General features: G+C 70.3%; 19 protein-coding genes and 1 CRISPR repeat array (1 of these 20 only partly in view). Of the genes, 16 read left to right on the top strand and 3 right to left on the bottom strand.

Annotated features, from left to right (window positions below; translation table 11 throughout):
- Positions 1-141 precede the first annotated feature (141 nt).
- The 3 genes from ABD191_RS04750 to ABD191_RS04740 all read right to left on the bottom strand — a co-directional run bounded on the left by ABD191_RS04750 (position 142) and on the right by ABD191_RS04740 (position 5382).
- The gene (locus ABD191_RS04750) at positions 142-1566 is read right to left on the bottom strand and encodes a non-reducing end alpha-L-arabinofuranosidase family hydrolase (protein ID WP_344077207.1); all 1425 of its coding nucleotides are present in this window, start codon (positions 1564-1566) and stop codon (positions 142-144) included.
- Between the two features lie 564 nt (positions 1567-2130).
- A complete protein-coding gene (locus ABD191_RS04745) occupies positions 2131-3600 on the bottom strand; it encodes an endo-1,4-beta-xylanase (protein WP_344077205.1) in 1470 nt (489 codons plus the stop codon).
- Between the two features lie 165 nt (positions 3601-3765).
- Positions 3766-5382: an ArnT family glycosyltransferase gene (locus tag ABD191_RS04740; RefSeq protein ID WP_344077203.1), complete on the bottom strand. Its 1617-nt coding sequence runs from the start codon at positions 5380-5382 to the stop codon at positions 3766-3768.
- 725 nt (positions 5383-6107) lie between these two features.
- Here ABD191_RS04740 and ABD191_RS04735 point away from each other — a divergent pair.
- From ABD191_RS04735 to trxA, 16 genes are all read left to right on the top strand, one after another.
- Positions 6108-6428, top strand: coding sequence for an MSMEG_0570 family nitrogen starvation response protein (locus tag ABD191_RS04735; RefSeq protein ID WP_344077201.1), 321 nt, complete (start codon positions 6108-6110; stop codon positions 6426-6428).
- The gene (locus ABD191_RS04730; RefSeq protein ID WP_344077199.1) at positions 6425-7732 is read left to right on the top strand and encodes an MSMEG_0569 family flavin-dependent oxidoreductase; all 1308 of its coding nucleotides are present in this window, start codon (positions 6425-6427) and stop codon (positions 7730-7732) included. Before ABD191_RS04735 ends, ABD191_RS04730 begins: the two co-directional genes overlap by 4 nt.
- A gap of 4 nt (positions 7733-7736) precedes the next feature.
- The gene (locus ABD191_RS04725; protein ID WP_344077197.1) at positions 7737-8552 is read left to right on the top strand and encodes an amidohydrolase family protein; all 816 of its coding nucleotides are present in this window, start codon (positions 7737-7739) and stop codon (positions 8550-8552) included.
- A 25-nt stretch (positions 8553-8577) separates the two neighbouring features.
- Complete coding sequence (locus ABD191_RS04720) at positions 8578-9090, top strand: MSMEG_0572/Sll0783 family nitrogen starvation response protein (RefSeq protein WP_344077195.1); 513 nt, start codon at positions 8578-8580, stop codon at positions 9088-9090.
- An 8-nt stretch (positions 9091-9098) separates the two neighbouring features.
- On the top strand, positions 9099-10178 hold the full coding sequence (locus tag ABD191_RS04715) for an MSMEG_0568 family radical SAM protein (RefSeq protein ID WP_344077192.1): 1080 nt from the start codon (positions 9099-9101) through the stop codon (positions 10176-10178).
- A gap of 2 nt (positions 10179-10180) precedes the next feature.
- Complete coding sequence (locus ABD191_RS04710) at positions 10181-11572, top strand: MSMEG_0567/sll0787 family protein (RefSeq protein WP_344077190.1); 1392 nt, start codon at positions 10181-10183, stop codon at positions 11570-11572.
- Positions 11569-12405, top strand: a complete 837-nt coding sequence (locus ABD191_RS04705; RefSeq protein ID WP_344077188.1) for a carbon-nitrogen hydrolase family protein — start codon at positions 11569-11571, stop codon at positions 12403-12405. Before ABD191_RS04710 ends, ABD191_RS04705 begins: the two co-directional genes overlap by 4 nt.
- Positions 12402-13241, top strand: a complete 840-nt coding sequence (locus tag ABD191_RS04700; protein ID WP_344077186.1) for a carbon-nitrogen hydrolase family protein — start codon at positions 12402-12404, stop codon at positions 13239-13241. The genes ABD191_RS04705 and ABD191_RS04700 overlap by 4 nt, the downstream gene beginning before the upstream one ends.
- Entirely contained in the window at positions 13238-14341 is a 1104-nt protein-coding gene (locus ABD191_RS04695; RefSeq protein WP_344077184.1) for an MSMEG_0565 family glycosyltransferase, read from the top strand. The genes ABD191_RS04700 and ABD191_RS04695 overlap by 4 nt, the downstream gene beginning before the upstream one ends.
- Before the next feature lie 159 nt (positions 14342-14500).
- Entirely contained in the window at positions 14501-15208 is a 708-nt protein-coding gene (locus tag ABD191_RS04690; RefSeq protein WP_344077182.1) for a hypothetical protein, read from the top strand.
- Between the two features lie 638 nt (positions 15209-15846).
- On the top strand, positions 15847-17730 hold the full coding sequence (dnaK, locus tag ABD191_RS04685) for a molecular chaperone DnaK (RefSeq protein ID WP_344077180.1): 1884 nt from the start codon (positions 15847-15849) through the stop codon (positions 17728-17730).
- A gap of 5 nt (positions 17731-17735) precedes the next feature.
- The gene (locus tag ABD191_RS04680) at positions 17736-18224 is read left to right on the top strand and encodes a nucleotide exchange factor GrpE (RefSeq protein WP_344077178.1); all 489 of its coding nucleotides are present in this window, start codon (positions 17736-17738) and stop codon (positions 18222-18224) included.
- Entirely contained in the window at positions 18224-19180 is a 957-nt protein-coding gene (locus tag ABD191_RS04675) for a DnaJ C-terminal domain-containing protein (protein WP_344077176.1), read from the top strand. The genes ABD191_RS04680 and ABD191_RS04675 overlap by 1 nt, the downstream gene beginning before the upstream one ends.
- Positions 19177-19521 (top strand): chaperone modulator CbpM, encoded by a 345-nt coding sequence (locus ABD191_RS04670; RefSeq protein ID WP_344077174.1) that lies wholly within the window; start codon positions 19177-19179, stop codon positions 19519-19521. Before ABD191_RS04675 ends, ABD191_RS04670 begins: the two co-directional genes overlap by 4 nt.
- Positions 19512-22136, top strand: coding sequence for an ATP-dependent chaperone ClpB (gene clpB / locus ABD191_RS04665; protein ID WP_344077173.1), 2625 nt, complete (start codon positions 19512-19514; stop codon positions 22134-22136). Before ABD191_RS04670 ends, clpB begins: the two co-directional genes overlap by 10 nt.
- Before the next feature lie 109 nt (positions 22137-22245).
- Positions 22246-22572, top strand: coding sequence for a thioredoxin (gene trxA / locus ABD191_RS04660; protein WP_344077171.1), 327 nt, complete (start codon positions 22246-22248; stop codon positions 22570-22572).
- A 212-nt stretch (positions 22573-22784) separates the two neighbouring features.
- Positions 22785-23041: direct repeats of the CRISPR family, unit length 28 nt; unit sequence GGATCACCCCCGCATGCGCGGGGAGCAC (it continues 137 nt past the right edge of the window).

Below are 23041 nucleotides of genomic sequence, written 5' to 3'. Positions count from 1 at the left end.
GCCGGCAGAGGTGAGTCGCGCGAGCACGAATGGGTCGCGGAATTGTAGTGATGCACCCTTTTTGTTGGGAAATGACGCGGGGCGGACTCGGCTACATCGAGCCCGCCCCGCGCCTCCGCCAGATCAGGGCTGTTTCACCCGCTATCGCTGAAGGGTCAACAACGCCGGCCGGTAGGGCGCGAGGCCGTAGCCGGGCGGGGGGTTGATGGGTCGCCCCTGGTACAGGAGCTGCACGTTGCAGGGATCGATGGTCATGGTCTGGTCCGGGTTGCTGCGGATCAGGTCGCCGTGACTGACGTCGTTGGTCCAGGTGGCGCCGCTGTTGGCCTTACCGGCGAACGGGTTGCTCTCGGTGGCTGCCTGCGGCGTCCACGAGCCATCCAGGCTGGATGACGTGAACGAGCGGAGGTAACGTCCCTGGCTGCCGATCGCCTCGACGATCATCAGGTACCGGTTCTGGCCCTGGATCTTGTAGACCTGGACGGCCTCGAACAGGTTGGTCGCCGTGTCGCTCATGATCTGCGTATACGAGGAGCCGAAGCTGCCCGGGAAGTTCCCGATCGGCATGCTGGACCGGTAGATCTTGCCGTTGTCACCAGCGAAGAACAGGTACATGTTCTCGCCGTCACCGATGAGGGTCTGATCGATCGGGCCGGTGCCGGAGCCGGAGATACTTCCGGTGAACAGCGGCTGAGGCGCTGACCACCCGTTGGGGTTGGTCGGGTCGGTCGACGTCAGGTAGGCAAACGGGGTCGTACTCCACTGGTAGGCCAGCACCCAGATGTTCTTGGGCGCGAAATAGAACAGCGTGGGCGAGACGGCGGCCCGGGTCATCGCGTTCTGGCTCGCTGAACCCATGTCGGACCAGTTTGTGAAAGGGCTGAAGTTCATGGAACCCCACGCGTTGATGCCATCGTGTGTGGACGCGTAAACCAGGTGCTTGCCGTTGTAGACGACGTGGGTGAAGTCCCTGAGCGTCGACCATCCCGGCTGCGGCTCGGCCAACACGCCCGTCGATGTCCACCGGTACGTCGATGGAAGGGAGCATGGAGGGACAGGCGTCGTGATCGGGGGTGCGCTGGTCGGCCCACCGGTTGTCGGCTGGGCGCTCGTAGCCCGGGCGCTCGTCGGCGGAAGGCCGGTGGCTATCCCGTTGCAGGCGGTGCCGTTGAGCACGATGTTGTCCGGCAGCGGGTTGCTGCCGGTCCACCTGCCGTTGAAGCCGAAGCTCGTGGTGGCACCGGTGGCGAGGCTGCCGTTGTAGCTCGCGTTGGTGACGGTGACCTGCGCGCCGGACTGCGTCACGGTGCCGTTCCACAGCTGGGTGACCGCCTGCCCGGCGGTGAACGTCCAGGTCAGCTGCCAGCCGACGAGCGGGTCACCGAGGTTGGTGATGTCCACTCTGGCGCCGAAGCCACCCGGCCATTGGTTGGTGATCGTGTAGTTGACCCGACAGCCGGCCGCCGCCTGAGCGGTGGTCGCGGTCATGACGCCGGCTGTGCTTGCCACGACGAACGCGAAGGTCAGAATTGCCACTCGGAGCGCTCTGGGACGAGAGAGCGTCATCACTCCTCCTGCATGTGTGGGCCGTACACGGGTGTTACAGAGGTCACCCGCGCCCTACACGGGCAAATGACGTTGAAAAACGCCTTGCATTGATATCTGGCGATGTTGCCAGAGGATTCTCCATTACTCAAGACGGCAGCAGCCGCAGCGGATCCAAATGGCTTTACCGGTATCGCACCCTGGGCGCCTGACCACGGGAAACGCCATAAGCTCGGCGCAGCGCACGGTCAATTAATGGCTGGGCCATATGGGACGCGAGCGTATAGCCATGCGCCACATAACAGTTTTCAATGACCTGGTGCGTTGAAGCAGATATCGCGCCCTCGGCCCGACAGCGTCGCGACGGCATACCCCCGGGGCGGTGATCGGCGAACGGTTCGAATGCCAAGGCTCCCCACCCGCCGATCTCGATCTGATCTGCGGCGTGGCGCCGTGCTTATCGTCCCTCAGGAGTACCCAATGATGCCGTCTCCTGGCATTGACTGGTTCACCGGCCAGCCGAAACTGCCGCCAACCGGGCGAGCCCGGTTGGCGGCAGTTTCGCTCGATCTGAAGTGTGCCCGGTTAAGGGGTGCTGCAACTCAGGATGGGCGCGGGCGTGCTGGGACCGGTGGCGACGAATCCGAACGTGGTCGTGCCGCTTCCCGCGAGCGTGCCGTTGTACGGCGCGTTGCGAACGGCGATGGTTCCGGATGTCGCGCTGGGGACGCCGTTCCAGAGATTGTTCGTCGACTGTCCGCTCTGAAGTCCCAGCGATACGGTCCAGCTGGAGATGGTGGCGGCACTGTTGTTGCGGACGGTCACCTCGGCCTGAAAGCCGCCCTGCCATGCGCTGACCAGGCGGTACGTTGCGGTGCACCCGCCAGGTTGACCCGACGCCGACGTGGTGGGCACCGCCTCGGTCGTGACCGGCGGGAAGGTGAGCGGTCGGCTGGTGACCGTTGGACTGGTGACCGGGGCCGAGGTGCTCGGCGCGGGCGGCGTGACGGGGCCGGGGTAGAGCGTGGACAGGACCGCGTCGTACGCCGGCTTCTTGGCGCCGTACCGGTCGAAGAGCAAGGGCGTGGTGCTGCTGTAGAAGGAGTCGGAGTCGCGGATCTGCGAGACGCTGATGCCGGTGCAGCGGGACACCGCCAGGCACGCGGCGACGGCCGCGCTGAAGCTGGTCGCCTGCACGGCGCCGGAGCCTGCGACGTCGAGCTCGGTGAGCTGGACATCGACGCCGAGGGCGGCGAAGCTCTGCAGCGTGGTCTGGAAGCTGCCCGGTACGGGCCAGGTTGAGGTGAAGTGTGCCTGGAACCCCACGCAGTCGATCGGTACGCCGCGGGCCTTGAAGTCGCGGACCATCGCGTACACGGCCTGGGTCTTGGGGTTGTCCCAGCTTTCGATGAAGTAGTCGGAATAGCAGAGCTTCGCGGCCGGGTCGGCCGCCCGGGCCGTGCGGAACGCGGTCTCGATCCAGCTGGTGTTGCTGCCCAGCGTCGCGCTCCAGACGCTGCGACGCAGGCTGCCGTTGTCGGCGAAGGCCTCGTTCACCACCTCCCAAGAGTGGATCTTGCCCTTGTAGTGGCCCATGACGATGTTGATGTGGTTCTGCATCGCGGCGGTGAGCTCGGTCGGCGAGGCGATGACGTTGACCCACGCCGGCAGCTGCGCGTGCCACACGAGCACACGCCCGCGCATGGGTACCCCGAGGGCCTCGGCCCGTGCGGCGATGGCGTCGGCCTTGACGAAGGTGTACTGGTTACGGCTCGGCTCCGTGAACTCCCACTTCAACTCGTTGTCCGGCGTCACCATGGTGAACTCGGTCGCCAGAAGGGAGCTGTATGTCGCGTCGTTGAGGTTGGTCGCACCGACGGCGGTGCCGAAGAAGCGACCGCGCAGGGCCGCGCCGGCGCCGAGGCTGGTCGCCGCATTCGCGGAGGTGGGGATCGTCACGGCGAGAGTCGTGCCGAGAAGTGCGGTCGCGCTCAGGACCAGCAGCGTTCGAAGACGACTCGGAATCTTGTCGGGTGGGCCGAGATGACGAGGCATGACTGTTCTCCCCTACAGAATGGCGGCGGGACGTAGGAACTTGCCGCTGGCCGCATTCTCCGGATGAGAAGTCAAAACCGTCAATGTATTCCGATAGTGTTCCCGCTACTTTCGAATAGGAGTCATGCAGACTATTGGCTCTTAGCCCAGGGCAGCCGGATCGGGTCAGCCGTTGCGGACGGCGACCCTGCACAGCGTGACGCCCTGGATCTCTTCGGTGTGGATCACCCGGTACTCCGGGGCCGGCATATCGCGCCCGCTTTTGACGACGAAGTCAGGCGTGTCGGAGCTGGTGAAGTTGTTTTCCGGCAACCCCCATACCGCGGCCTGCATCGCGTCCACGCTCGGTTCCGGGTTGGCGGAGTATTCCTTGTGGTGGGCGATGAGCCATTCCAGCGCCGGGCTCTGGCACGCGAACCAGTAGTCCGTCTCGAAGTCCTCGTGCGCGCCGGCGTAGCCGCCGACGACGGGGCTGAAGTACATGTACTCGTAGGGATGCAGGCGCAGGGCCGACACGAGGACCTCCGCCTGGCTGGCCACCAGTACGACGGCGGCGGCGACGAACGCGGCCCGCCGGCCGTGGCGGTGCAGCGCCCGCATGGTCCGCACCACGGCATACGCCGCGAGCAGGACGAGGAACGCGGCGACGTACAGGGTGTGCCGGAACCCGTTCAGCATGGTGGGGCGGGTAATGACGATGGTGGCGATGGTGATCGCGGGCAGCGCCACGACGACGAGCAGCCGCGCGTCCACTCGACGCCTCAGCAGGTCGGCGACGATGAACCCGAGGCCGAGGCCGCACAGCACGATGGTCGGCAGCGGCGAGCCGATCACGAACCACACCGGCAGGTAGTGCCACGGCAGTTCGGTCGCCGCCTGCAGGTCCTCGCCCAGGTACAGGACCGTGCCCTGCCAGTCGTAGTGGGACATGACCTGGTACGCGTCGAACAGGCCGTGCACCGGGTTCAGGAACAGGTACGGCCAGGTGGCCAGCATCGTCCCATAGGCCACGACGCAGACCACCACCGCGGCGACGGCCTGCCGCCACAGGGCCGCGGCCCAGGTTCGCTCGGCGCGCGCACCGCGGAAGTTGCGGACCCACCAACCGAGCCAGACCGCGCCCAGGACCGGGAACCAGATGACGGCGACAATGCGCAGCGAGGTGGCCAGCCCGATGGCGACACCGACGAGGACCCAGTCAAACAGGCGCCAGCCGAGACGACCGTTCCACCGGCGCATCGCGAACAGGATGGCCCAGGCTGCGAAGGCCATGAGCGCCACCAGCGGCACATCCTTGGAGTTGGTGAAGCCGGCGCCGGTGTAGCGGGGATACAGCGCCATGCCGACGGCGGCGACCAGGGCGCCCCAGCGGCCGGCGAGCTCGGCGCCGCAGGCGGCCACGGCGGCGACGCCCAAGATCATGATTACGCCACCGAGAACCGACCTCGTGTACCAGTGCGAATCGAACGCGTGCTGGAAGGCCGCGATGACCGTCTCCCACCACACGCCGTGCTCCGGCATGTACCAGTACGAGGGAAAGTCCTGGAACGACAGGTCGGCGCCACCCGTGCGGTACCACTTGAAGACGCTCTCGCCGTAGGCGTCCTGCAAGGGCTCATCGAAGGTGCGGCCGTAATCCCCGGCCCGGGTCGCCACGAAGCCGATCAGCCCGGCGAACACCGCGCCGAGGGCCACCAGCGGCAGCAATGACCACAGTCGTCGAGGTGCGGCGTCGTGGACCGGTTCGGATGTGTCCGCCTCGGCGGTGGTAGTGGCGGTCACCCGCGCCGTCCACGGGTCGCGTCGGCCGCTGTCAGACAGGCAGACATCGGCCGCACTGGATGAGGGATCACGGGCAGATGCTAGCTGAAACAAATCCCCGGGTGGAGGCGTCCTGTGTCCGCGCCCGGCGGGCCCTATTTCGCCATATCTTCCTCTAACCTGCGCATTTGCGGGGGCCCGGAGACGCCGTTCCGCGGCGGCCACCCCGGTCGGTGTCGTTGCCGGCGGTCACCTGCATCGCAACGCCCCCTTGGCCCCCGCCTGCTTCAACCGACGCACCATCCACAGTGGATCGCCTCCCCGGCGCAGCTAGCATCTTGATCAACAAGTGCGCGGCGGGTGAGGAAACTTGCATGGCTGCGTGACACATTAGTTTGATGCGCGACGCGCCGGCTGACCGACGGAGCGGCCCGGGACGGCCGGATCCGGGTTGACCGCGCCGCCAGAACGTGCCCCGGGCTGGCGCAGCTCGCCACGGCGTTCCACCGTCGTGCGACAGCGGCCACAGTCGTGCGACAGCGGCCACAGTCGCGCTTCGACGGTGACCAGGGCCGGTCGGCGCCAGCGAACCAACGGAGGAGTCCCACGTGGACGGCGCCACCTGGTGGTTGGTCAGGGCGATGTGATCCGGCTACGGACCCCGTGAGGACTAAGTAACGGCGCGTTGTTCCGGATGACGTTGGTCGGAAACGGTCAGCCATTGAAGTAACTCTCAGGAGGTCGCCATGCCTGAGATGTACTTCCTGGTTCGCTGGCCGGACGGTGCTGACCAGCGCTGCTATTCCCCGTCCACGGTGGTCGAGGAGTTCTTCGTCCCGGGCGGGACGTACCCGGTGGCCGCCTTTCTGGACCGCAGCCGGCAGGCGCTCGCCATCGCGAGTGAGCGGGTCCGCGCCCGGTACGGCTTCGGGTGCACGTCAGCCGCCGAGCAGCTCGCCGAGATCGAGGCCGCGGCCGCGGCGTACCCACCGGACGCGACGGTCACGGTGACCGCGCTCACCGACGCCCACGGCGTTGCCACCGCGAACGAAAGAAAAGCACCGTGAGCGTCGCGGGCACGCATCACCCTGTGGTCGTGGTCGGCGGCGGCCAGGCCGGCCTGTCCATGAGTTACTGGTTGCGCCAGCGCGGCATCAACCACCTGGTCATCGAGGCCAACCGGATCGGGCACGAGTGGCGTACCCGCCGGTGGAACAGCTTCTGCCTGGTCACCCCGAACTGGCAGTGCCGGCTGCCCGGCTTTCCCTACGAGGGACCCGACCCGGACGGGTTCATGCTCCGCGACGAGATCGTCCGTTACCTGGAGGACTACGCCGCCTCGTTCGATCCGCCGATCATTTCCGGAGTACGCGCGACGCGCCTGCGCCGGGATCCCAGGGGCGTGTTCGAGCTCGTCACGACCGCCGGCCAGCTGACCGCCGACCAGGTCGTGGTGGCCACCGGGCCGTACCACATGCCGTCGGTGCCGCGGATGGCCGAGCGCCTGCCCGACGGCGTGCTGCAGCTGCATTCCAGCGAGTACCGCGACCCTGCGCTGTTGCCGCCGGGCGCGGTGCTGGTGGTGGGCACGGGCCAGTCGGGCTGCCAGATCGCCGAGGACCTGCACCTGGCCGGCCGTGAGGTGCATCTGGCGGTGGGCGGTGCGCCGCGGGTCGCCCGGTTCTACCGTGGCCGTGACTGTGTGGCGTGGCTCGACGACATGGGCCACTACGCCAAGGGCATCGACGAGTTCGCCGACGCGGACGCCGTGCGCGTGCGGGCCAACCACTACGTCACCGGCCGCGACGGTGGACGCGACATCGACCTGCGGGCCTTCGCCCGCGACGGCATGCGCCTCTACGGCCGCCTGATCGGCATCGCCAACACCCGTCTGTCGTTCGCCAATGACCTGGCCGCGAACCTCGACCACGCCGACGCGGTCGCCGACGGCATCAAGGACGCCATCGACGCGCATATCCAAAGGCAGGGCATCACCGCTCCGCAAGAGGCGCGCTACACGCCCGTCTGGCGGCCCGAGCGGGATCATCCTCGGACGCTCGACCTGGGTGAAGCGGGAATCACCTCGGTGGTGTGGTCGACCGGGTTCACCCGCGACCACCGGTGGATCGAGGTGCCGGCCTTCGACGGGCGCGGGTACCCGATGCACCGGCGCGGTGCCACGAGCTGCCCGGGGCTGTACTTCCTGGGCCTGCCGTGGCAGCACAGCTGGGGTTCGGGGCGGTTCGAGGCGGTGGGCCGCGACGCCGAGTTCCTGGCGGGCCACATCGACGCCTCGCGGCGGCTGGCGGACGTGTGCGGCGTACTCACCGGGGCGCCGGCCGATCTCAACGTCGCGTTGCCGGTCGGGTGACGCGATGGTCTCCGACGCACACCGCCACCTCGGCGTCCTGCCGGCCTATCCGTTCTACGGCGGGCCGCCCGTCAACCCGGACACCACCGCCCGGGCCACCATCAGGGCGCTGCTGGCCGACCTCGACGCGGAGGGCACCGACCGGGCTCTGGTCCTGCCGAACTACGGCGTGCCGGACCCGGACGTCGCGTTCGGCTTCAACGAGCTCGTCATCGAGGCCGCCCAGCGCGACGATCGCATCCGCGCCGGGCTGTGGGTGTCGCCGCGCCCCGAGGACGCCGACCGCACCGCACGTGCCCTGGCCCTGGCCGGCGAGGACGGTGTCCGCGCGCTCAAGGTCAGTTTCCTGCTCGGCGGCCGGCCCACCGATCCCGCGTGCCGGCCGCACCTTGACCGGATCTTCGCCACGGCGCGGGAGCACGACCTCGTGGTTCACGTACACACCTCGCCCGGTGCCGCGTCGGACGTCGACGAGGTGGGGCACCTGGTCGACTGGTACGCGGACCGCGTACCCGTGCATCTGGTCCATTTCGGGGGCGGCATGAGCGGGCACATCAAGCTCGCCGGCTCCCGGTTCTTCGACTGGATCGCGGCCGGCAAGCGGGTCTACACCGACCTGTCGTGGGCGATCGGCTTCACCCCGTACTGGCTGGCCGCCGAGATCGAGCGGCGCGGCATCGGCGGCGACCGGGTGCTGTTCGCCAGCGACCAGCCGTGGGGCGACTTCGCCGGCGAGTACGCCCGGATGGCGGCCGCGACCGGCGGCGGCGCCCTCGGCGACCTGATCTTCCGCGACACGTTCGCGGCGCTCTACCCCTGATGAGAATCAACCCGAAGGAGAGAACGTGACCGAGCTCAGCGAACTTGAGCAGCAGAGCCTCGACGAGATCCCGCACCCGTCGCTGCCGGACGGCTCCAACATCTACGGCTCCACGAAGGTGTTCCCCGACTACAAGGCTGAGAACGGGGAGACCTACTTCACGCTGGTGCACGGCATCGCCCACGAGTCGTCGGTGAGCTTCGTGGCGATCCTGCAGGCCACCCGCGCGCTGCGGAAGGGCTTCGAGTCCGCGATCTACTTCTACGGGCCGGGTTCGCTGAACTGCCTGGCCACCCGCGGCTTCCCGACCACCGGCAACTCGGCCTTCCCGGGCGAGCACAACATCAACAACTCGTTGAAGACGTTCATCGCCGAGGGCGGCAAGGTCTTCTGCTGCCGGTTCGGGCTGTCGCTGCACGGCGCGCGCGAGGAGGACCTCATTGAGGGCGTCATCCCCACGCACCCGCTCGACGTGCAGGACGCGTTGATCCACTACGCGCGCAAGGGCGCGATCATCAACTCCACCTACATGTTCTAGGAGTCGCCGTGAGCGCTGGCACCGGCACGAGAGTGGATGTGCGGATATTGACCCGCGCCGAACTGGCCCTGCACGGCGTCCGGGTGGACAGCCTGCGCCGGCCGGACGGCGCGGGACCCAGCGGCGACGACCACGTACTCGTCGACGGTGCCAACGCCGCGCTGCCCACCAACCCCGAAAGCCCATACTCCGTACGCGACGGGCGGGTCTGGCTCGGCGACGACGACACGGGCCTCACCCTGACCCCGGTGCGCCGGCCCCGGTTCTACGACCTCACGACCGCGGACGGCGTGTCGTACGAGAAGATCGCGCGGCTGCACGGCTCGGACGTGCTCGCCACGACGGTCGTGCAAACCTGCATCCGGTACGCCGAGGCCGACCGCTGCCGCTTCTGCACGATCGAGGAGGCGCTCGCGTCCGGGTCCACCGTCGCCGCGAAGACGCCCGATCAGCTGGCCGAGGTCGCCGAGGCGGCGGTGCGCCTCGACGGCGTCAAGCAGATGGTGCTGACCACCGGCACGACGACCGGTCCCGACCGGGGCGCCCGCATCCTCGCCCGAAGCGTGCGGGCGATCCGCGCGGCCGTGCCGGGGCTGCCGATCCAGGTCCAGTGTGAACCCCCGGCCGACCTGGCGTGGATCGGCGAGTTGCACGCGGCCGGCGCCACCGCGATCGGCATCCACGCCGAGAGCCTCGACGACCGGGTGCGCCGCGCCTGGATGCCGGGAAAGTCCACGGTGCCACTGGCCCGGTACGACGAGGCGTGGGACGAGGCCGTACGCGTCTTCGGCCGCAACCGCGTCTCCACGTACCTGCTGGTGGGGCTCGGCGAGGACCCGGACGAGCTGATCGCCGGGGCGGGCCGGCTCATCGACCGGGGCGTGTACCCGTTCGTGGTGCCGTTGCGGCCGATGCGCGGCACCCTCGCCGCCCGCGACGGGGTGGGCGCGCCCGACCCGGCCGTGCTCGCGTACGTCACCGAGCGGGTGGCCGCCCGGCTGCGTGCGGCCGGCATGTCCGGCGTCGACCAGCAGGCGGGCTGTGCCGCCTGCGGCGCCTGCAGTGTCCTGCGGCCCGCCGGCGGATGACCATGCAGATCTGTGAGACCCTGCTGCCGCAGGGAGACCGGAGAGCACCCGAACGTCGCCAGGCGTTCCACATCGAGCCGGCCGACCCCGCCGCCGAGCGCGCGTACCGGCGCCTGCGCCACGAGGTGTTCGTGGACGAGCAGGGTATCTTCGCCGGGCACGACCTCGACGACCGCGACGAGGACCCGCGCACGGTCGTCCTGGTGGCCCGCGACACGAGCGGCCGGGTCGTCGGCGGCGTCCGGCTCGGACCGGTCGACGGCGGCCCGGACCTCGGCTGGTGGCACGGCGGTCGCCTGGTCGTCGCCCGCGACGCCCGTCGCACCTGGGGCGTCGGGGCCGCGCTGGTCCGCGCCGCGTGCGCCCGCGCCGAGTCCGAGGGCGTGCTGCGCTTCGAGGCGCGGGTGCAGGCCCGCAACGAGGTGCTGTTCCGCCGGCTCGGCTGGATCCCGATCCGGTCGACCGTCGTGGCCGGCACCCCGCACGTTCTGGTCCGGTGGCCCATCGGGCGCATCCGCGCGCACGCCAGCGCCACGAAGGCGGCGCTCGGGCCGTTGCTGGCCGGCCTCGCGCCGGGCGGTGCCGGGTTCGTCGGCGACGACGGGGCGCCGGTACCCGGCAGCGACCTGGTCGCGGCCTGCGACGCGATCCTGCCGTCCATGGTCGACAGCGACCCGGAGTGGGCCGGCTGGTGCTCGGTCCTGGTCAACGTCAATGACCTCGCCGCGATGGGCGCCACCCCGGTGGGACTGCTCGACGCCGTCGGCGCGCGCGACCGCTCGCACGCCGCCCGGATCCTCGCCGGCCTGCGCCGCGCCGCACAGGCCTGGGACGTGCCCGTCCTCGGCGGGCACACGCAGCTCGGCGTGCCCGCCGCGCTGGCGGTCACGGCGCTCGGCCGCACGGCCGACCCGGTCCCCGGCGGGGGCGGGCGCCCCGGCCACGCCGTGCGGCTCACCGCCGACCTCGGCGGCGGCTGGCGGCCGGGCTACCGGGGCCGGCAGTGGGACTCGACCAGCCACCGCCGCACGGTCGACCTGCGGGCGATGACCGGGGCGGTCGCCGCCGCCCGCCCGGCCGCCGCCAAGGACGTCTCGATGGCCGGCATCGTCGGGACCCTCGGCATGCTGGCCGAGGCCAGTGGCTGCGCGGCGGTCCTCGACGTGGCGAGCGTGCCGCGTCCCGCGACCGCCACCGTGGGCGACTGGCTCACCTGCTTCCCCGGCTACGCCATGGTCACGGCCGACGTGCCGGGCCGCCCCGCGCCGAGCGCCGGGCCGGCGGTCAGCGCCGCCTGCGGCGAGCTCACCCCGGGTACGGGCGTCGGCCTGCGTTGGCCCGACGGTCAGATCACCGAGGCGGTCAGCGCCGTGACCGGGCTGGGACGCGCATGACGGCCATGCGGATGGCCGCCGTCGCCGCCGCGTTCGGCCGCGACCTGGAGGCCGACTTCCAGGTCGTGGCGCGCCTGGTCGCCGAAGCCCGCGCCCGGGAGGTCCGCCTGCTGGCGCTGCCGGAGGCGTGTCTCGGCGGGTACCTGCTCAGCCTCGACGACGGCGCCGACCTCGACGACGGGCCGCCCGCCCTGGCCGTCGACGGTCCGGAGATCCGCCGGCTGGCGGCGCTGGCCGGCGAGATGACCGTCGTCGCCGGGTACTGCGAAGCGGACGGCGACCTGCGGTACAACAGCGTGGTCTGCGTGACCGGCGACGGCGTGCTCGGCAACCACCGCAAGGTCCACCAGCCGCTCAGCGAGGACGCCAGCTACGCCTCCGGTGCCCAGTTCCGCGCCTTCGACACGCCGGTGGGCCGGATCGGCATGATGATCTGCTACGACAAGGCGTTCCCCGAGTCCGCGCGGGCCCTCGCCCTCGACGGCGCGCAGATCGGCGTCTGCGTCTCGGCGTGGCCGGGCTCGCGCACCAACGCCCCCGCCGACCTCGCCGAGGACCGCTGGAAGCGGCGCTTCGACCTGTTCGACCGGGCCCGCGCCCTGGAGAACCAGATCGTCTGGTTGTCCGCCAACCAGGCCGGCACGTTCGGCACGCTGCGCTTCGTCGCCAGCGCCAAGGTGGTCGAGCCGGGTGGTGACGTGCTCGCCGACACGGGCGTCGGCGCCGGGATGGCGGTGGCCGACCTCGATGTCGCCCGGGCGCTGGAGACCGCCCGCCGCGCCATGGGCCACCTGCGCGACCGCCGCCCGGACGCCTACGCGGTGGGGGCATGACCGGTCGACCGGTGCGGATCGCGGCCGCGGCCGCCCACTTCGGGCGCGACCTCGAATTCTGCCTGTCCCGGATCGGCAAGCTCATCGACGACGCCCGGGCGCAGGGCGCCGACCTGCTCGTCCTCCCCAACGCCGCACTCGGCGGCTACCTGGCGGACCTGCGCCACCCCGACCCCGACGCGCTGCCTCCCGCGCTCAAGCCCGACGACCCGCTCATCGCGCGCGTGGCTGGGCTCGCCGCCGAGATGACCGTCTGCGTCGGCTACTGCGAGGCGGACGGCCACGTCCGCTACAACGCCGCGGTCTGCGTCACCGGCGACGGCGTCCTCGGCCGGCACCGTAAGGTGCACCTGCCCGCCGGCGAGACCGTCGCGTACGCGCCCGGCGACCGGTTCGACGCGTTCGACACCCCGGCGGGCCGGCTCGGCATGCTCATCGACTACGACAAGACGTTCCCGGAGGCCGCCCGCAGTCTGGCACTCGACGGCGCACAGATCATCGGGTGCCTGTCGGCGTGGCCGACCAGCGTGACCAACCGCGCCCCCCGGATGGCGCAGGACCGCCAGGCCCGGCTGTTCGACCTCTACGACCAGGCACGCGCCGCGGAGAACCAGGTCGTACTCGCGTCGGCGAACCAGACCGGCACGCTGGCCGGCCTGCGCTTCCTCGGCCAGTCCAAAGTGGTCGGCCCGGGCGGGGAGATCCTGGCCCGTACGTTCGGCAAGGCCGGCCTCGCGGTCGCCGAGGTCGACGTCGCCGGAGAGCTCGACCGCGCCCGCCGGATCCTCAACCACCTCGACGAGCTGCGCTCTGCCGCCTACCGGACGCACCCATGAGGATCGCGCTGCTCAGCTACTCCACGAAGCCGCGCGGTGGGGTCGTGCACACCCTCGCGTTGGCCGAGGCGCTCGCCGCCGCCGGCCAGGACGTCACCGTCTGGACGCTCGGCCGGGGCGGCGACACCGGTTTCTACCGCCCGGTCGATCCGGCGGTGCGGCTGCGTGTCCTGCCGTTCCCCGACGGGCCGCCCGACGAGACGGTGGGCGAGCGGGTCCTGCGGTCGATCGCCACGCTGCGGGCCGCCTTCGATCCCCGCCCGTACGACGTCGTGCACGCCCAGGACTGCATCAGCGCGAACGCCGTCGGCGAGTGCGTGCGCACCGTGCACCACCTCGACCAGTTCACCACTCCCGAGCTGGCCGAGTGCCACGAGCGGGCGATCGTCACGCCGTACGCCCATATCTGTGTTTCGGCGGCCGTCGCGGATGAGCTTCGCGCGGGCTGGGGACTGACCGCGTCGGTGATTCCCAACGGCGTGGCGTTCGACCGGTTCGCGGGCGCGGACGGCGCCGGCTGGCGCGAGCGCCTCGGCCGCTACGTGCTCACCGTGGGCGGCATCGAGCCGCGCAAGGGTTCGCTCGACCTCCTCGAGGCGTACGCGCTGCTGCGTGCCGCCGATCCGTCGGTCCGGCTCGTGGTGGCCGGGGGCGAGACGCTCTTCGACTACCGCGACTACCGGGCGCGCTGGGAGCGTCGCGCCGCCGAACTGGACGTCGCGCCGGTCGTTCTCGGCACCGTCGACGACGCCGACCTGCCGCACCTGGTGGCGGGGGCGGCCGCGTTCGCCTTCCCATCGGTCAAGGAGGGCTTCGGGCTGGCCGCCATGGAGGCCCTGGCCGCCGGCGTCCCCCTGGTCGTGCGGGACCTGCCGGTGCTGCGCGAGGTGTTCGGCGGCGCCGCCCGCTTCGCCGTCGACCCGGCCGGTCTCGCGGCGGCGCTGCGCGAAGCGTTGAACGGCGGTGACGACCGTGCCCGGCGCGCTGCCGGGCAGGCACTCGCCGCCCGCCACACGTGGGCCGCGGCCGCCCAACGTCACCTGGAGTTCTACGCGTCCCTGACGGCGCGGACCCGGCCTGGCAGCCGGTGCGCGGTGTGACGCGGTGGATGTACCAGCTATCCGGGTACACATTCTCGTCCGGCGGCGGTTGGGTTTTGGCGGCATGACTTCGCGGGCCGACAGGAAGGACAGTTTCCATCGGGTGCGGTTGTGCCAGACAGTTAGGTGTCCCGGCACATGACCGTTGGAGATCTGACCATGTCACTGAGTGACGCAAACGTTCCCGCTGCCCTGGTTATCGCGGGAGCAGCGTTCCTCGCTGGCGCTCTCGGCTTTCGTGTTTTCCTCGTTCCTGATGGTGCCGCCGAAGGCCCTCAACGCGGATGGTTCAGCGGCCTGGCCGCAGTGGTGGGCGTGGCCCTGCTGGCGGCAGGGATCTACTTCTATGCCCGCAATCCCAGCCCCGGTCCCGCCGAAGGCTCGCCGCCCGCCACAGTGATCACTCCTCTCACCGCTGCTACTCCCACGGCCGCCTCCACCTCCGCACAGGCGACGGTGGGCCCGAACTGCGAGATGGTGACCGTCAAGGCAGAGCTGTTCACCAGGAACTCGCCTCCGCTGTCGGTCGGAGCCAGGGTCGCCATCACCGGTCCGGACGCTCACCAGGGCGAGCGTGACGAAATGTGGATCTTCGTCGAGGAGGGAACGGCCTGGTACCCGTGGCCGGCGGCAATCGACCGCGCGAACGGCACCTTCTATGTGGCCGGAATAACGCTGGGACGTGAGGATAAGACCGAGGATGCCAATGTCGGTGTCCGCTATGCTCACGTGGCGCTGCTCGATCCCACCACGAGCGCGGCATTGAGCAAGGACATCAACTCCAACTACCGTGCTCTTTCCGGCCCTCCGAGCGGCTCGACGGATCTTTTCGTCATTCCCCTCAACCGGGTGTGCACGCCGCAATAGCGCAGGCTGCCCGCGGCACAACGCGATCAGGCCGGAAGGACTTGGGTCGCCGTCCGGGCCGGTCAGGTGTACGCCGCCCTGGCGATCCAAGCGAGAACGCCAAATCATCGCAAAACCCTCTTATGTTCTCATTGCGCCCCAAGTCGGCGTCGCGGTAGTCCCACCGGAACCGTGGGAGTGCCACTGGTTTAGGTGGATTTGCGGTGGGTAGCTCGCTCTGGTCAGCGGCATCTGGGTTGCCAGGGACGGCACGCTCGAATGCTATCGATCCGATGCGGAAGCCACCGTGACTCGACTGACGGCCTGAGAAGCAGTGACGGCCAGGCAGACGAGGTACAGCGGCGCGGCGGGGCGAGGTTCGGCCGGATGAGTCTGGGTCCGGGCGTGGCACGTTTCCCGCCGGCGCGGGGCTGAACTGGTCGCCGACCCCGCGCACCGGCCAGCGCAACGCGCAGCGCTCCATGAAGCAGCTGCAGCGACGCGCCGAGCGCGGCGAGATCGCCCGACCCGGATCACCGCCCACACCCTGCCGCTCGACGAGGCGGGAACACGGCTTCGACATCTTCAAAACAGGCAGGACGGCTGCGGAAGGTCTTGACCACCACTGACGGGCGCCCTAGGACGCGGAGGGTACGACCATGCCAAAGGCAGTAGGTATCGATCTCGGTACGACGAACTCGGTGATCGCCACCATGGAGGGCGGTCAGGCCACGGTTATCCCGAACGCGGAAGGGTCCAGGACGACGCCGTCGGTGGTGGCGTTCACCGAGCAGGGTGAGCGGTTGGTCGGCCAGCTCGCTCGCCGGCAGTCGATCCTGAACCCCAAGGGGACGATCTACTCGGCGAAACGCTTTATCGGCCGGCGGTACGACGAGGTGGCCAGTGAGCTCAACGCGGTCACCTTCGACGTGGTGGCGGGGCCGGACGGTGCCGTGCGGTTCAAGGTACGCGACAAGCTCTATGCGCCTGAAGAGGTCTCCGCGCTCGTACTGCGCAAGTTGGTGGAGGACGCCTCGAAGTATCTGGGCGAGCGGGTGACCGAGGCGGTCATCACGGTCCCGGCGTACTTCAACGACGCGCAGCGGCACGCGACCAAGGACGCCGGTCGCATCGCCGGGCTGGAGGTGCTGCGGATCATCAATGAGCCGACCGCGGCGGCCCTGGCCTACGGGCTGGACAAGCACCAGCACGAGACCGTTCTGGTGTTCGACCTGGGCGGCGGTACGTTCGACGTGAGCCTCCTGGACGTCGGTGACGGCGTGGTGGAGGTACGGGCGACGGCCGGCGACACCCACCTGGGCGGGGACGACTTCGACCGGCGCATCGTCGACTACCTGGCCGACGAGTTCCAGCGCTCCGACGGCATCGACCTGCGCCGCGACCCGCAGGCGTTGCAGCGGTTGTTCGAGGCGGCGGAGCGGGCGAAGGTGGAGCTGTCCTCGGTCAGCCAGACCACGGTGAACCTGCCGTTCATCACGGCCGACGCCAACGGGCCCAAGCACCTGAACATGACGCTGACCCGGGCCAAGTTCGACGAGCTCACCCGGGACCTGGTCGAACGCTGCCTCGGCCCGGTTGAGCAGGCCATGGCCGACGCGAAGATCACCGCGAACGACATCGACGAGGTGATCCTGGTCGGCGGATCGACCCGGATCCCGGCCGTGCAGCAACTGGTGCGCCGGTTGACCGGTGGCAAGGACCCGAACATGACGGTCAACCCGGACGAGGTGGTCGCGCTCGGCGCCGCTATCCAGGCCGGGGTCATCAAGGGTGAGGTCAAGGACGTACTGCTGCTGGACGTCACGCCGCTGTCGCTGGGCGTGGAGACGATGGGCGGCCTGATGACGAAGGTCATCGAGCGCAACACCACGATCCCGGCCCGCCGGACCGAGGTGTTCAGCACCGCGGAGGACAACCAGCCGGCCGTCGACATCGTGGTGCTGCAGGGCGAGCGCGAGCGGGCCGCCGACAACCGGGTCCTGGGCCGGTTCCGGCTGGAGAACATCCGGCCTGCTCAGCGTGGGGTACCGCAGATCGAGGTCACGTTCGACATCGACGCCAACGGCATCCTCAACGTGACGGCGCGGGACAAGGACACCGAGGCGGAGCAGCGCATCACGATCAGCGAGACCTCGAACCTGGACACGTCCGAGATCGAGCGCATGGTCGCCGACGCGGAACGGCACCGCGACGCCGACACCCAGCTGCGCCAGCTCATCGACGCCCGCAACGAGCTCGACTCGGCCGCCTACCAGGTGGAGCACCGGCTGGGTGAGCTCGGTGAGGCGGTGCCGGTCCACGAGAAGGCCCGGGCCGAGACGCTCGTCGCCGATGCCCGCCAGGCGGTCAAGGAGGAGGCGCCGCTGGAGCGCGTGCGGTCGCTGACCGGCGAGCTGCTGCAGGTGTACCAGAGCCTGGGCGCGGCGGGCGGCCCGCCACCCCAGTCCGGTGGCCAGCCGGGCGGCCCGGCCGGTGGCGGCCAGGACGACGACGTCATCGATGCCGAGTTCAGCACGGGGTGAGGGTGATGACCGACGAGCAGGCGACCGGCCCGCCGGCCGAAGAGTCGGCCGAGATCGGCGAACTGCAGGCCCGCGTCGCTGAGCTGGAGGACCAGTGGCGGCGCGCGCTCGCCGACTTCGACAATCTGCGCAAGCGGGTCGCTCGCGAGTCGGCGACGCAGCGGGACGCCGAGCGGGCCCGGGTGGCGGGGCTATGGCTGCCCGTCGTCGACAACCTCGACCTCGCCCTGGAACACGCGGCCGACGACCCGTCCGCGATCGTGGAGGGCGTCCGGGCGGTCCGGAAGCAGGCCCTCGACGTCCTGGCCAAGCTCGGGTTCCCGCAGCGCTCCGACGTGGGGGAACCGTTCGACCCGACCCTGCACGAGGCGGTGGCTGTCGTCTCCGTCCCGGACACGGCGGCCGGCACCATCGTGCAGGTAGTGCGGCCGGGGTACGGCGACGGTGAGCACCTGTTGCGTCCGACGGCCGTGGTCGTGGCGAAGGGCGACTGATGGCGGCCCGACGCGACTTCTACGACGCCCTGGGGGTGCCGAGAAGCGCCAGCCGGGACGAGATCCAGCGGGCCTACCGGAAGCTGGCCCGCCAGTACCACCCGGACATGAACAAGGACCCGGCTGCGGAAGAGCGGTTCAAGGAGATCTCCGAGGCGTACGACGTGCTGTCCGACCCGGAGACCCGCCGGCGGTATGACCAGTTCGGCCCCGACTTCCGCCAGGTCCCACCGGACGTGGACCCGCAGGCGTGGGCCGCGCGCGGCCGGGCGGGCGCCGGTGCCCGGGCGGGGGCCGGCGCGCGTCGCGGCGGCGGCCGGGGCGCCGGTCCGGACGTCTGGTTCGAGACGGGTCCCGGCGACAACGTCGATCTCGATGACCTGCTCGGTGGCATCTTCGGCGGTCGCGGCCGCCGAAGCTGGGGACCGGTAGCGGGAGCCGACCAGGAGGCGGAGCTCCCTCTCACGGTCGACGAGGCATACCGGGGCGGGCGCCGGCGGATCTCGCTCGACGGGCGTGACATCGACGTCACGATCCCGGCCGGGGTCGCCGACGGCCAGCGGATCCGTCTCGCGGGCCAGGGTGGACAGGGTACCGACGGCGCCGCGCCGGGCGACCTCTACCTCGTCGTCCGCCTCGCGCCACACCCGCGGTACCGGGTCGACGGCCGGGACATCACCGTCGACCTGCCCCTGGCGCCCTGGGAGGCGGCGCTCGGCGCGTCGGTCGCGATCGACACCCCGGGCGGCGAGGCCAAGGTGAAGGTACCGGCAGGCACGTCGTCCGGGCGGCGGCTGCGGCTGCGCGGGCGGGGCCTTCCGCACCCCCGGGGTAAGCCCGGGGACCTGTACGCCGAAGCCAGGATCATCGTGCCCGCCACGCCGACCGAGGAAGAGCGGCGGTTGTTCGAGCAGCTCGCCGCGGTGTCCACTTTCGACCCCAGGAGGCAGCGGTGAGCTATCCCCTGGTCCCGTCGCCCACGCTCGCCGGCCGCGGCCCGGATCTCGGGTGGCGCGACATCGAGTCGTTCGCCCGCGCGACCCGGCTCCATCCGGACATGGTCCGTCGCCTCGTGGTACTCGGACTGCTCGAACCGCAGCGCGACCGGGCCGGCCGGCTCTGGTTCCCGCCGGCGCAGCTCGCCCTGGCGGCCCGGATCCAGCGCCTGCGCAGCGCGTTCGCCCTCAACTACGCCGCCGTCGGGGTCGTCCTCGACCTGCTCGATCGCGTTACCGAGCTGGAACGCGAGCTGCGGATGGCGCCACCAAGACCCGCCGGAGGCCGGCAATGGACATGAACCGCCTGACCCAGAAGTCGCAGGAGGCCCTGCACGACGCGCAGACCAAGGCGCTGCGCTACGGGCACACCGAGGTCGACGGGGAACATCTCTTGCTGGCGCTGCTCGACCAGCCCGAGGGCCTGGTCCCCCGGCTGCTCGACACGGCCGGCACCGATCCCGACAAGCTGCGCGCGCAGCTGGAGGACGAGCTGGGCCGCCGCCCCCGGGTCAGCGGGCCGGGCGCCGCGCCCGGCCAGGTCTACGTGACCCAGCGCCTGTCCCGGTTGTTCGACGCCGCCGAGCGGGAAGCGAAGCGACTCAAGGATGAGTACGTGTCGGTCGAGCACCTGGTGATGGCATTGCTTGAGGAGGGCTCAGCAACGGCCGCCGGGCGGCTGCTGCAGGAGGACCAGGGGCTGAACCGCCAGCGTTTCCTGGAGGCGTTGACCGGGATCCGCGGCAACCAACGGGTCACGTCCGCGATGCCGGAGGTCGCGTACGAGGCGCTGTCCAAGTACGGCCGGGATCTGGTCGCCGACGCGGCCGCCGGAAAGCTGGACCCGGTCATCGGGCGGGACAGCGAGATCCGGCGGGTGGTGCAGCTCCTGTCCCGCAAGACGAAGAACAACCCGGTCCTCATCGGCGATCCGGGCGTCGGCAAGACCGCCATCGTGGAAGGGCTGGCCCAGCGGATCACCCGCGGCGACGTGCCCGAGGGCCTGCGCGACAAGGTCATCTTCGCGCTGGACATGGGTTCGTTGGTGGCCGGGGCCAAGTACCGGGGCGAGTTCGAAGAACGCCTCAAGGCGGTACTGGCCGAGGTGCGCGCCGCCGAGGGTCGGATCCTGCTGTTCGTGGATGAGCTGCACACCGTCGTCGGCGCCGGGGCGACCGAGGGCTCGATGGACGCGGGCAACATGCTCAAGCCGATGCTCGCCCGGGGCGAGCTGCACATGATCGGCGCGACGACCATCGACGAGTACCGCAAGAACATCGAGAAGGACGCCGCGCTGGAGCGGCGGTTCCAACCGGTACTCGTGGAGGAACCGTCCGAGGAGGACGCCATCTCGATCCTGCGCGGGCTGCGGGAACGCCTGGAGGTCTTCCACGGCGTGAAGATCGTCGACAACGCGCTCGTGTCCGCTGTGGTACTCAGCCACCGGTACATCTCCGACCGCTTCCTGCCCGACAAAGCCATCGACCTGGTCGACGAGGCGTGCGCGATGCTGCGTACCGAGATCGACTCGATGCCTTCCGAGCTGGACGAGCTGAGCCGGCGGGTGACCCGGCTGGAGATCGAGGACGCCGCGCTCTCCAAAGAGGACGACCCGGCATCGAAGGAGCGGCTGGAGCAGCTGCGCCGGGAGCTGGCCGACCTGCGCGCGGAGGCCGACGCGCTGCACGCCCAGTGGGACGCCGAACGCCAGGCGCTCAAGCGGGTGCAGGAGCTGCGCCAGGAGATCGAACAGGTCCGCCACGAGGCGGAGGAGGCGCAGCACCGGTACGACCTCAACCAGGCCGCGGAACTGCGCCACGGCCGGCTGCCCGAGCTGGAACGCCGGCTGGAAGCCGAGGAGCAACGACTGTCGGCCAAGCAGGGCGGCCAGCGACTGCTGCGTGAGGTGGTCACCGAGGAGGAGATCGCCGACGTCGTGTCCCGCTGGACCGGCATCCCGGTCGCCCGCCTCACGGAGGGCGAGCGGGAGAAGCTGCTGCGGCTGGACGAGATCCTCCACGAGCGCGTGATCGGCCAGGACGAGGCCGTGCAACTGGTGGCCGACGCCATCATCCGCGCCCGGTCCGGCATCAAGGACCCGCGCCGGCCGATCGGGTCGTTCATCTTCCTCGGGCCGACCGGGGTCGGCAAGACCGAACTGGCCAGAACGCTGGCCGCGGCGCTGTTCGACACCGAGGAGAACATCGTGCGCCTCGACATGAGCGAGTACCAGGAGCGGCACACGGTCAGCCGGCTCGTCGGGGCGCCGCCCGGCTACGTCGGATACGAGGAGGGCGGGCAGCTCACCGAGGCGGTACGCCGCAAGCCGTACTCGGTCGTGCTCTTCGACGAGATCGAGAAGGCGCACGCGGACGTGTTCAACACCCTGCTCCAGGTCCTCGACGACGGCCGCCTCACGGACGCGCAGGGCCGCACGGTCAACTTCCGCAACACCGTGATCATCATGACCTCGAACATCGGGTCGGCGTACCTCCTTGACGGCGTCACCGCCGACGGCGAGATCACGGAGGAGGCCCGCGGCGCGGTGCTGGGCGAACTGCGCGCGCAGTTCCGTCCCGAGTTCCTCAACCGCGTTGACGATACCGTGCTCTTCAAGCCGCTGACCCAGGCCGAGATCGAGCTCATCGTCGAGCTCATGTTCGCCGACGTCCGCGCTCGGCTGGCCGAGCGGCGGATGCGGCTGGAGCTGACCCCGGACGCCGGCCGGTTCATCGCCAAGCGTGGCTACGACCCGGTGTACGGAGCGCGGCCACTGCGCCGCTACATCGCCCGGGAGGTCGAGACGCGCATCGGCCGGGCGCTGCTGGAGGGAGAGGTTCTCGACGGCGCGCTGATCCGGATCGACGTCGCGGGTGACGAGCTGACCGTCACCTACGAGAACTCCCCCGAGGAGTGACGTGGCGACCGAGATCGTGCGGTGCCCAGCCTGCGGGCAGAGGAACCGGGTGCCGGCCGTCGCCAGCGGGACGCCCACGTGCGGAAACTGCCATGGCCCACTCCCGTGGGTGGCGAGTGCCTCCGATGGCGACTTCGCCGAGGTCGCCGAGCAGTCCCCGGTCCCGGTCGTGGTCGACCTGTGGGCGCCGTGGTGCGCACCGTGCCGGACGGTCGGCCCCGCACTCGACCGCGTCGCCACCGACCTGGCCGGCGCGGTGAAGCTGGTGAAGGTCAACGTCGACGAGTCGCCCACGCTGACCGCGCGGTTCGGGGTGCAGGCGGTACCGACGCTCCTCGTGCTGAAGAACGGGCAGGTCGTCGCGCGCCAGGCCGGTGCCGCCCCGGCAGCCGCGCTGCGCACCTGGGTTGACGGAGCCCTGAACAAGACATCATGACCGGGCCGCCGGGCGGCGCCGCGTGACCGCCGAAACGCCCGACACCACCAGCGCGTACGCCGAACGTGACAGCGAAGACGTGCCCGCGGGTTCGGGCACTCCACCGCCGCGGATCGTCATCGGTCTGGCCGTGACCTAAGGAGGGCGTCCCCGTGCGGTGCTGGCCCGTTAACAGCAATGACCAGCAGGTCATGGCCGAGGTCCGCGACGCGGGAGCACCCCCGCATACGCGGGGAGCACATCAGACCACTGTCGGGAACATCCCATGCACCCGGATCACCCCAGCATGCGCGGGGAGGACTCACGCGCCACCGCCGCGCGTGATCGTCGGCAGGGATCACCCCCGCATGCGCGGGGAGCACAGACGTGGTCGTAAAGCCCCGCCCGAACTTGACGGATCACCCCCGCATGCGCAGGGAGCACCCGTCGGCGGACGCGTACTGGAACGCCCACCGGGGATCACCCCCGC

Source organism: Luedemannella helvata (genome assembly GCF_039528415.1).
In the GTDB taxonomy this organism is placed as follows: domain Bacteria; phylum Actinomycetota; class Actinomycetes; order Mycobacteriales; family Micromonosporaceae; genus Luedemannella; species Luedemannella helvata.
This window is presented reverse-complemented; position numbering and strand designations above follow the sequence as displayed.

What these genes read in the sequence shown, in the direction of transcription:
- ABD191_RS04675 (WP_344077176.1), top strand. Translation starts at nt 18,224, where the DNA reads ATGGCGGCCCGACGCGACTTCTACGACGCCCTGGGGGTGCCGAGAAGC.
- ABD191_RS04710 (WP_344077190.1), top strand. Translation starts at nt 10,181, where the DNA reads ATGCAGATCTGTGAGACCCTGCTGCCGCAGGGAGACCGGAGAGCACCC.
- ABD191_RS04745 (WP_344077205.1), bottom strand. Translation starts at nt 3,600, where the DNA reads ATGCCTCGTCATCTCGGCCCACCCGACAAGATTCCGAGTCGTCTTCGA.
- ABD191_RS04735 (WP_344077201.1), top strand. Translation starts at nt 6,108, where the DNA reads ATGCCTGAGATGTACTTCCTGGTTCGCTGGCCGGACGGTGCTGACCAG.
- ABD191_RS04750 (WP_344077207.1), bottom strand. Translation starts at nt 1,566, where the DNA reads ATGACGCTCTCTCGTCCCAGAGCGCTCCGAGTGGCAATTCTGACCTTC.
- ABD191_RS04700 (WP_344077186.1), top strand. Translation starts at nt 12,402, where the DNA reads ATGACCGGTCGACCGGTGCGGATCGCGGCCGCGGCCGCCCACTTCGGG.
- ABD191_RS04680 (WP_344077178.1), top strand. Translation starts at nt 17,736, where the DNA reads ATGACCGACGAGCAGGCGACCGGCCCGCCGGCCGAAGAGTCGGCCGAG.
- ABD191_RS04695 (WP_344077184.1), top strand. Translation starts at nt 13,238, where the DNA reads ATGAGGATCGCGCTGCTCAGCTACTCCACGAAGCCGCGCGGTGGGGTC.
- dnaK (WP_344077180.1), top strand. Translation starts at nt 15,847, where the DNA reads ATGCCAAAGGCAGTAGGTATCGATCTCGGTACGACGAACTCGGTGATC.
- clpB (WP_344077173.1), top strand. Translation starts at nt 19,512, where the DNA reads ATGGACATGAACCGCCTGACCCAGAAGTCGCAGGAGGCCCTGCACGAC.
- ABD191_RS04705 (WP_344077188.1), top strand. Translation starts at nt 11,569, where the DNA reads ATGACGGCCATGCGGATGGCCGCCGTCGCCGCCGCGTTCGGCCGCGAC.
- ABD191_RS04725 (WP_344077197.1), top strand. Translation starts at nt 7,737, where the DNA reads ATGGTCTCCGACGCACACCGCCACCTCGGCGTCCTGCCGGCCTATCCG.
- ABD191_RS04690 (WP_344077182.1), top strand. Translation starts at nt 14,501, where the DNA reads ATGTCACTGAGTGACGCAAACGTTCCCGCTGCCCTGGTTATCGCGGGA.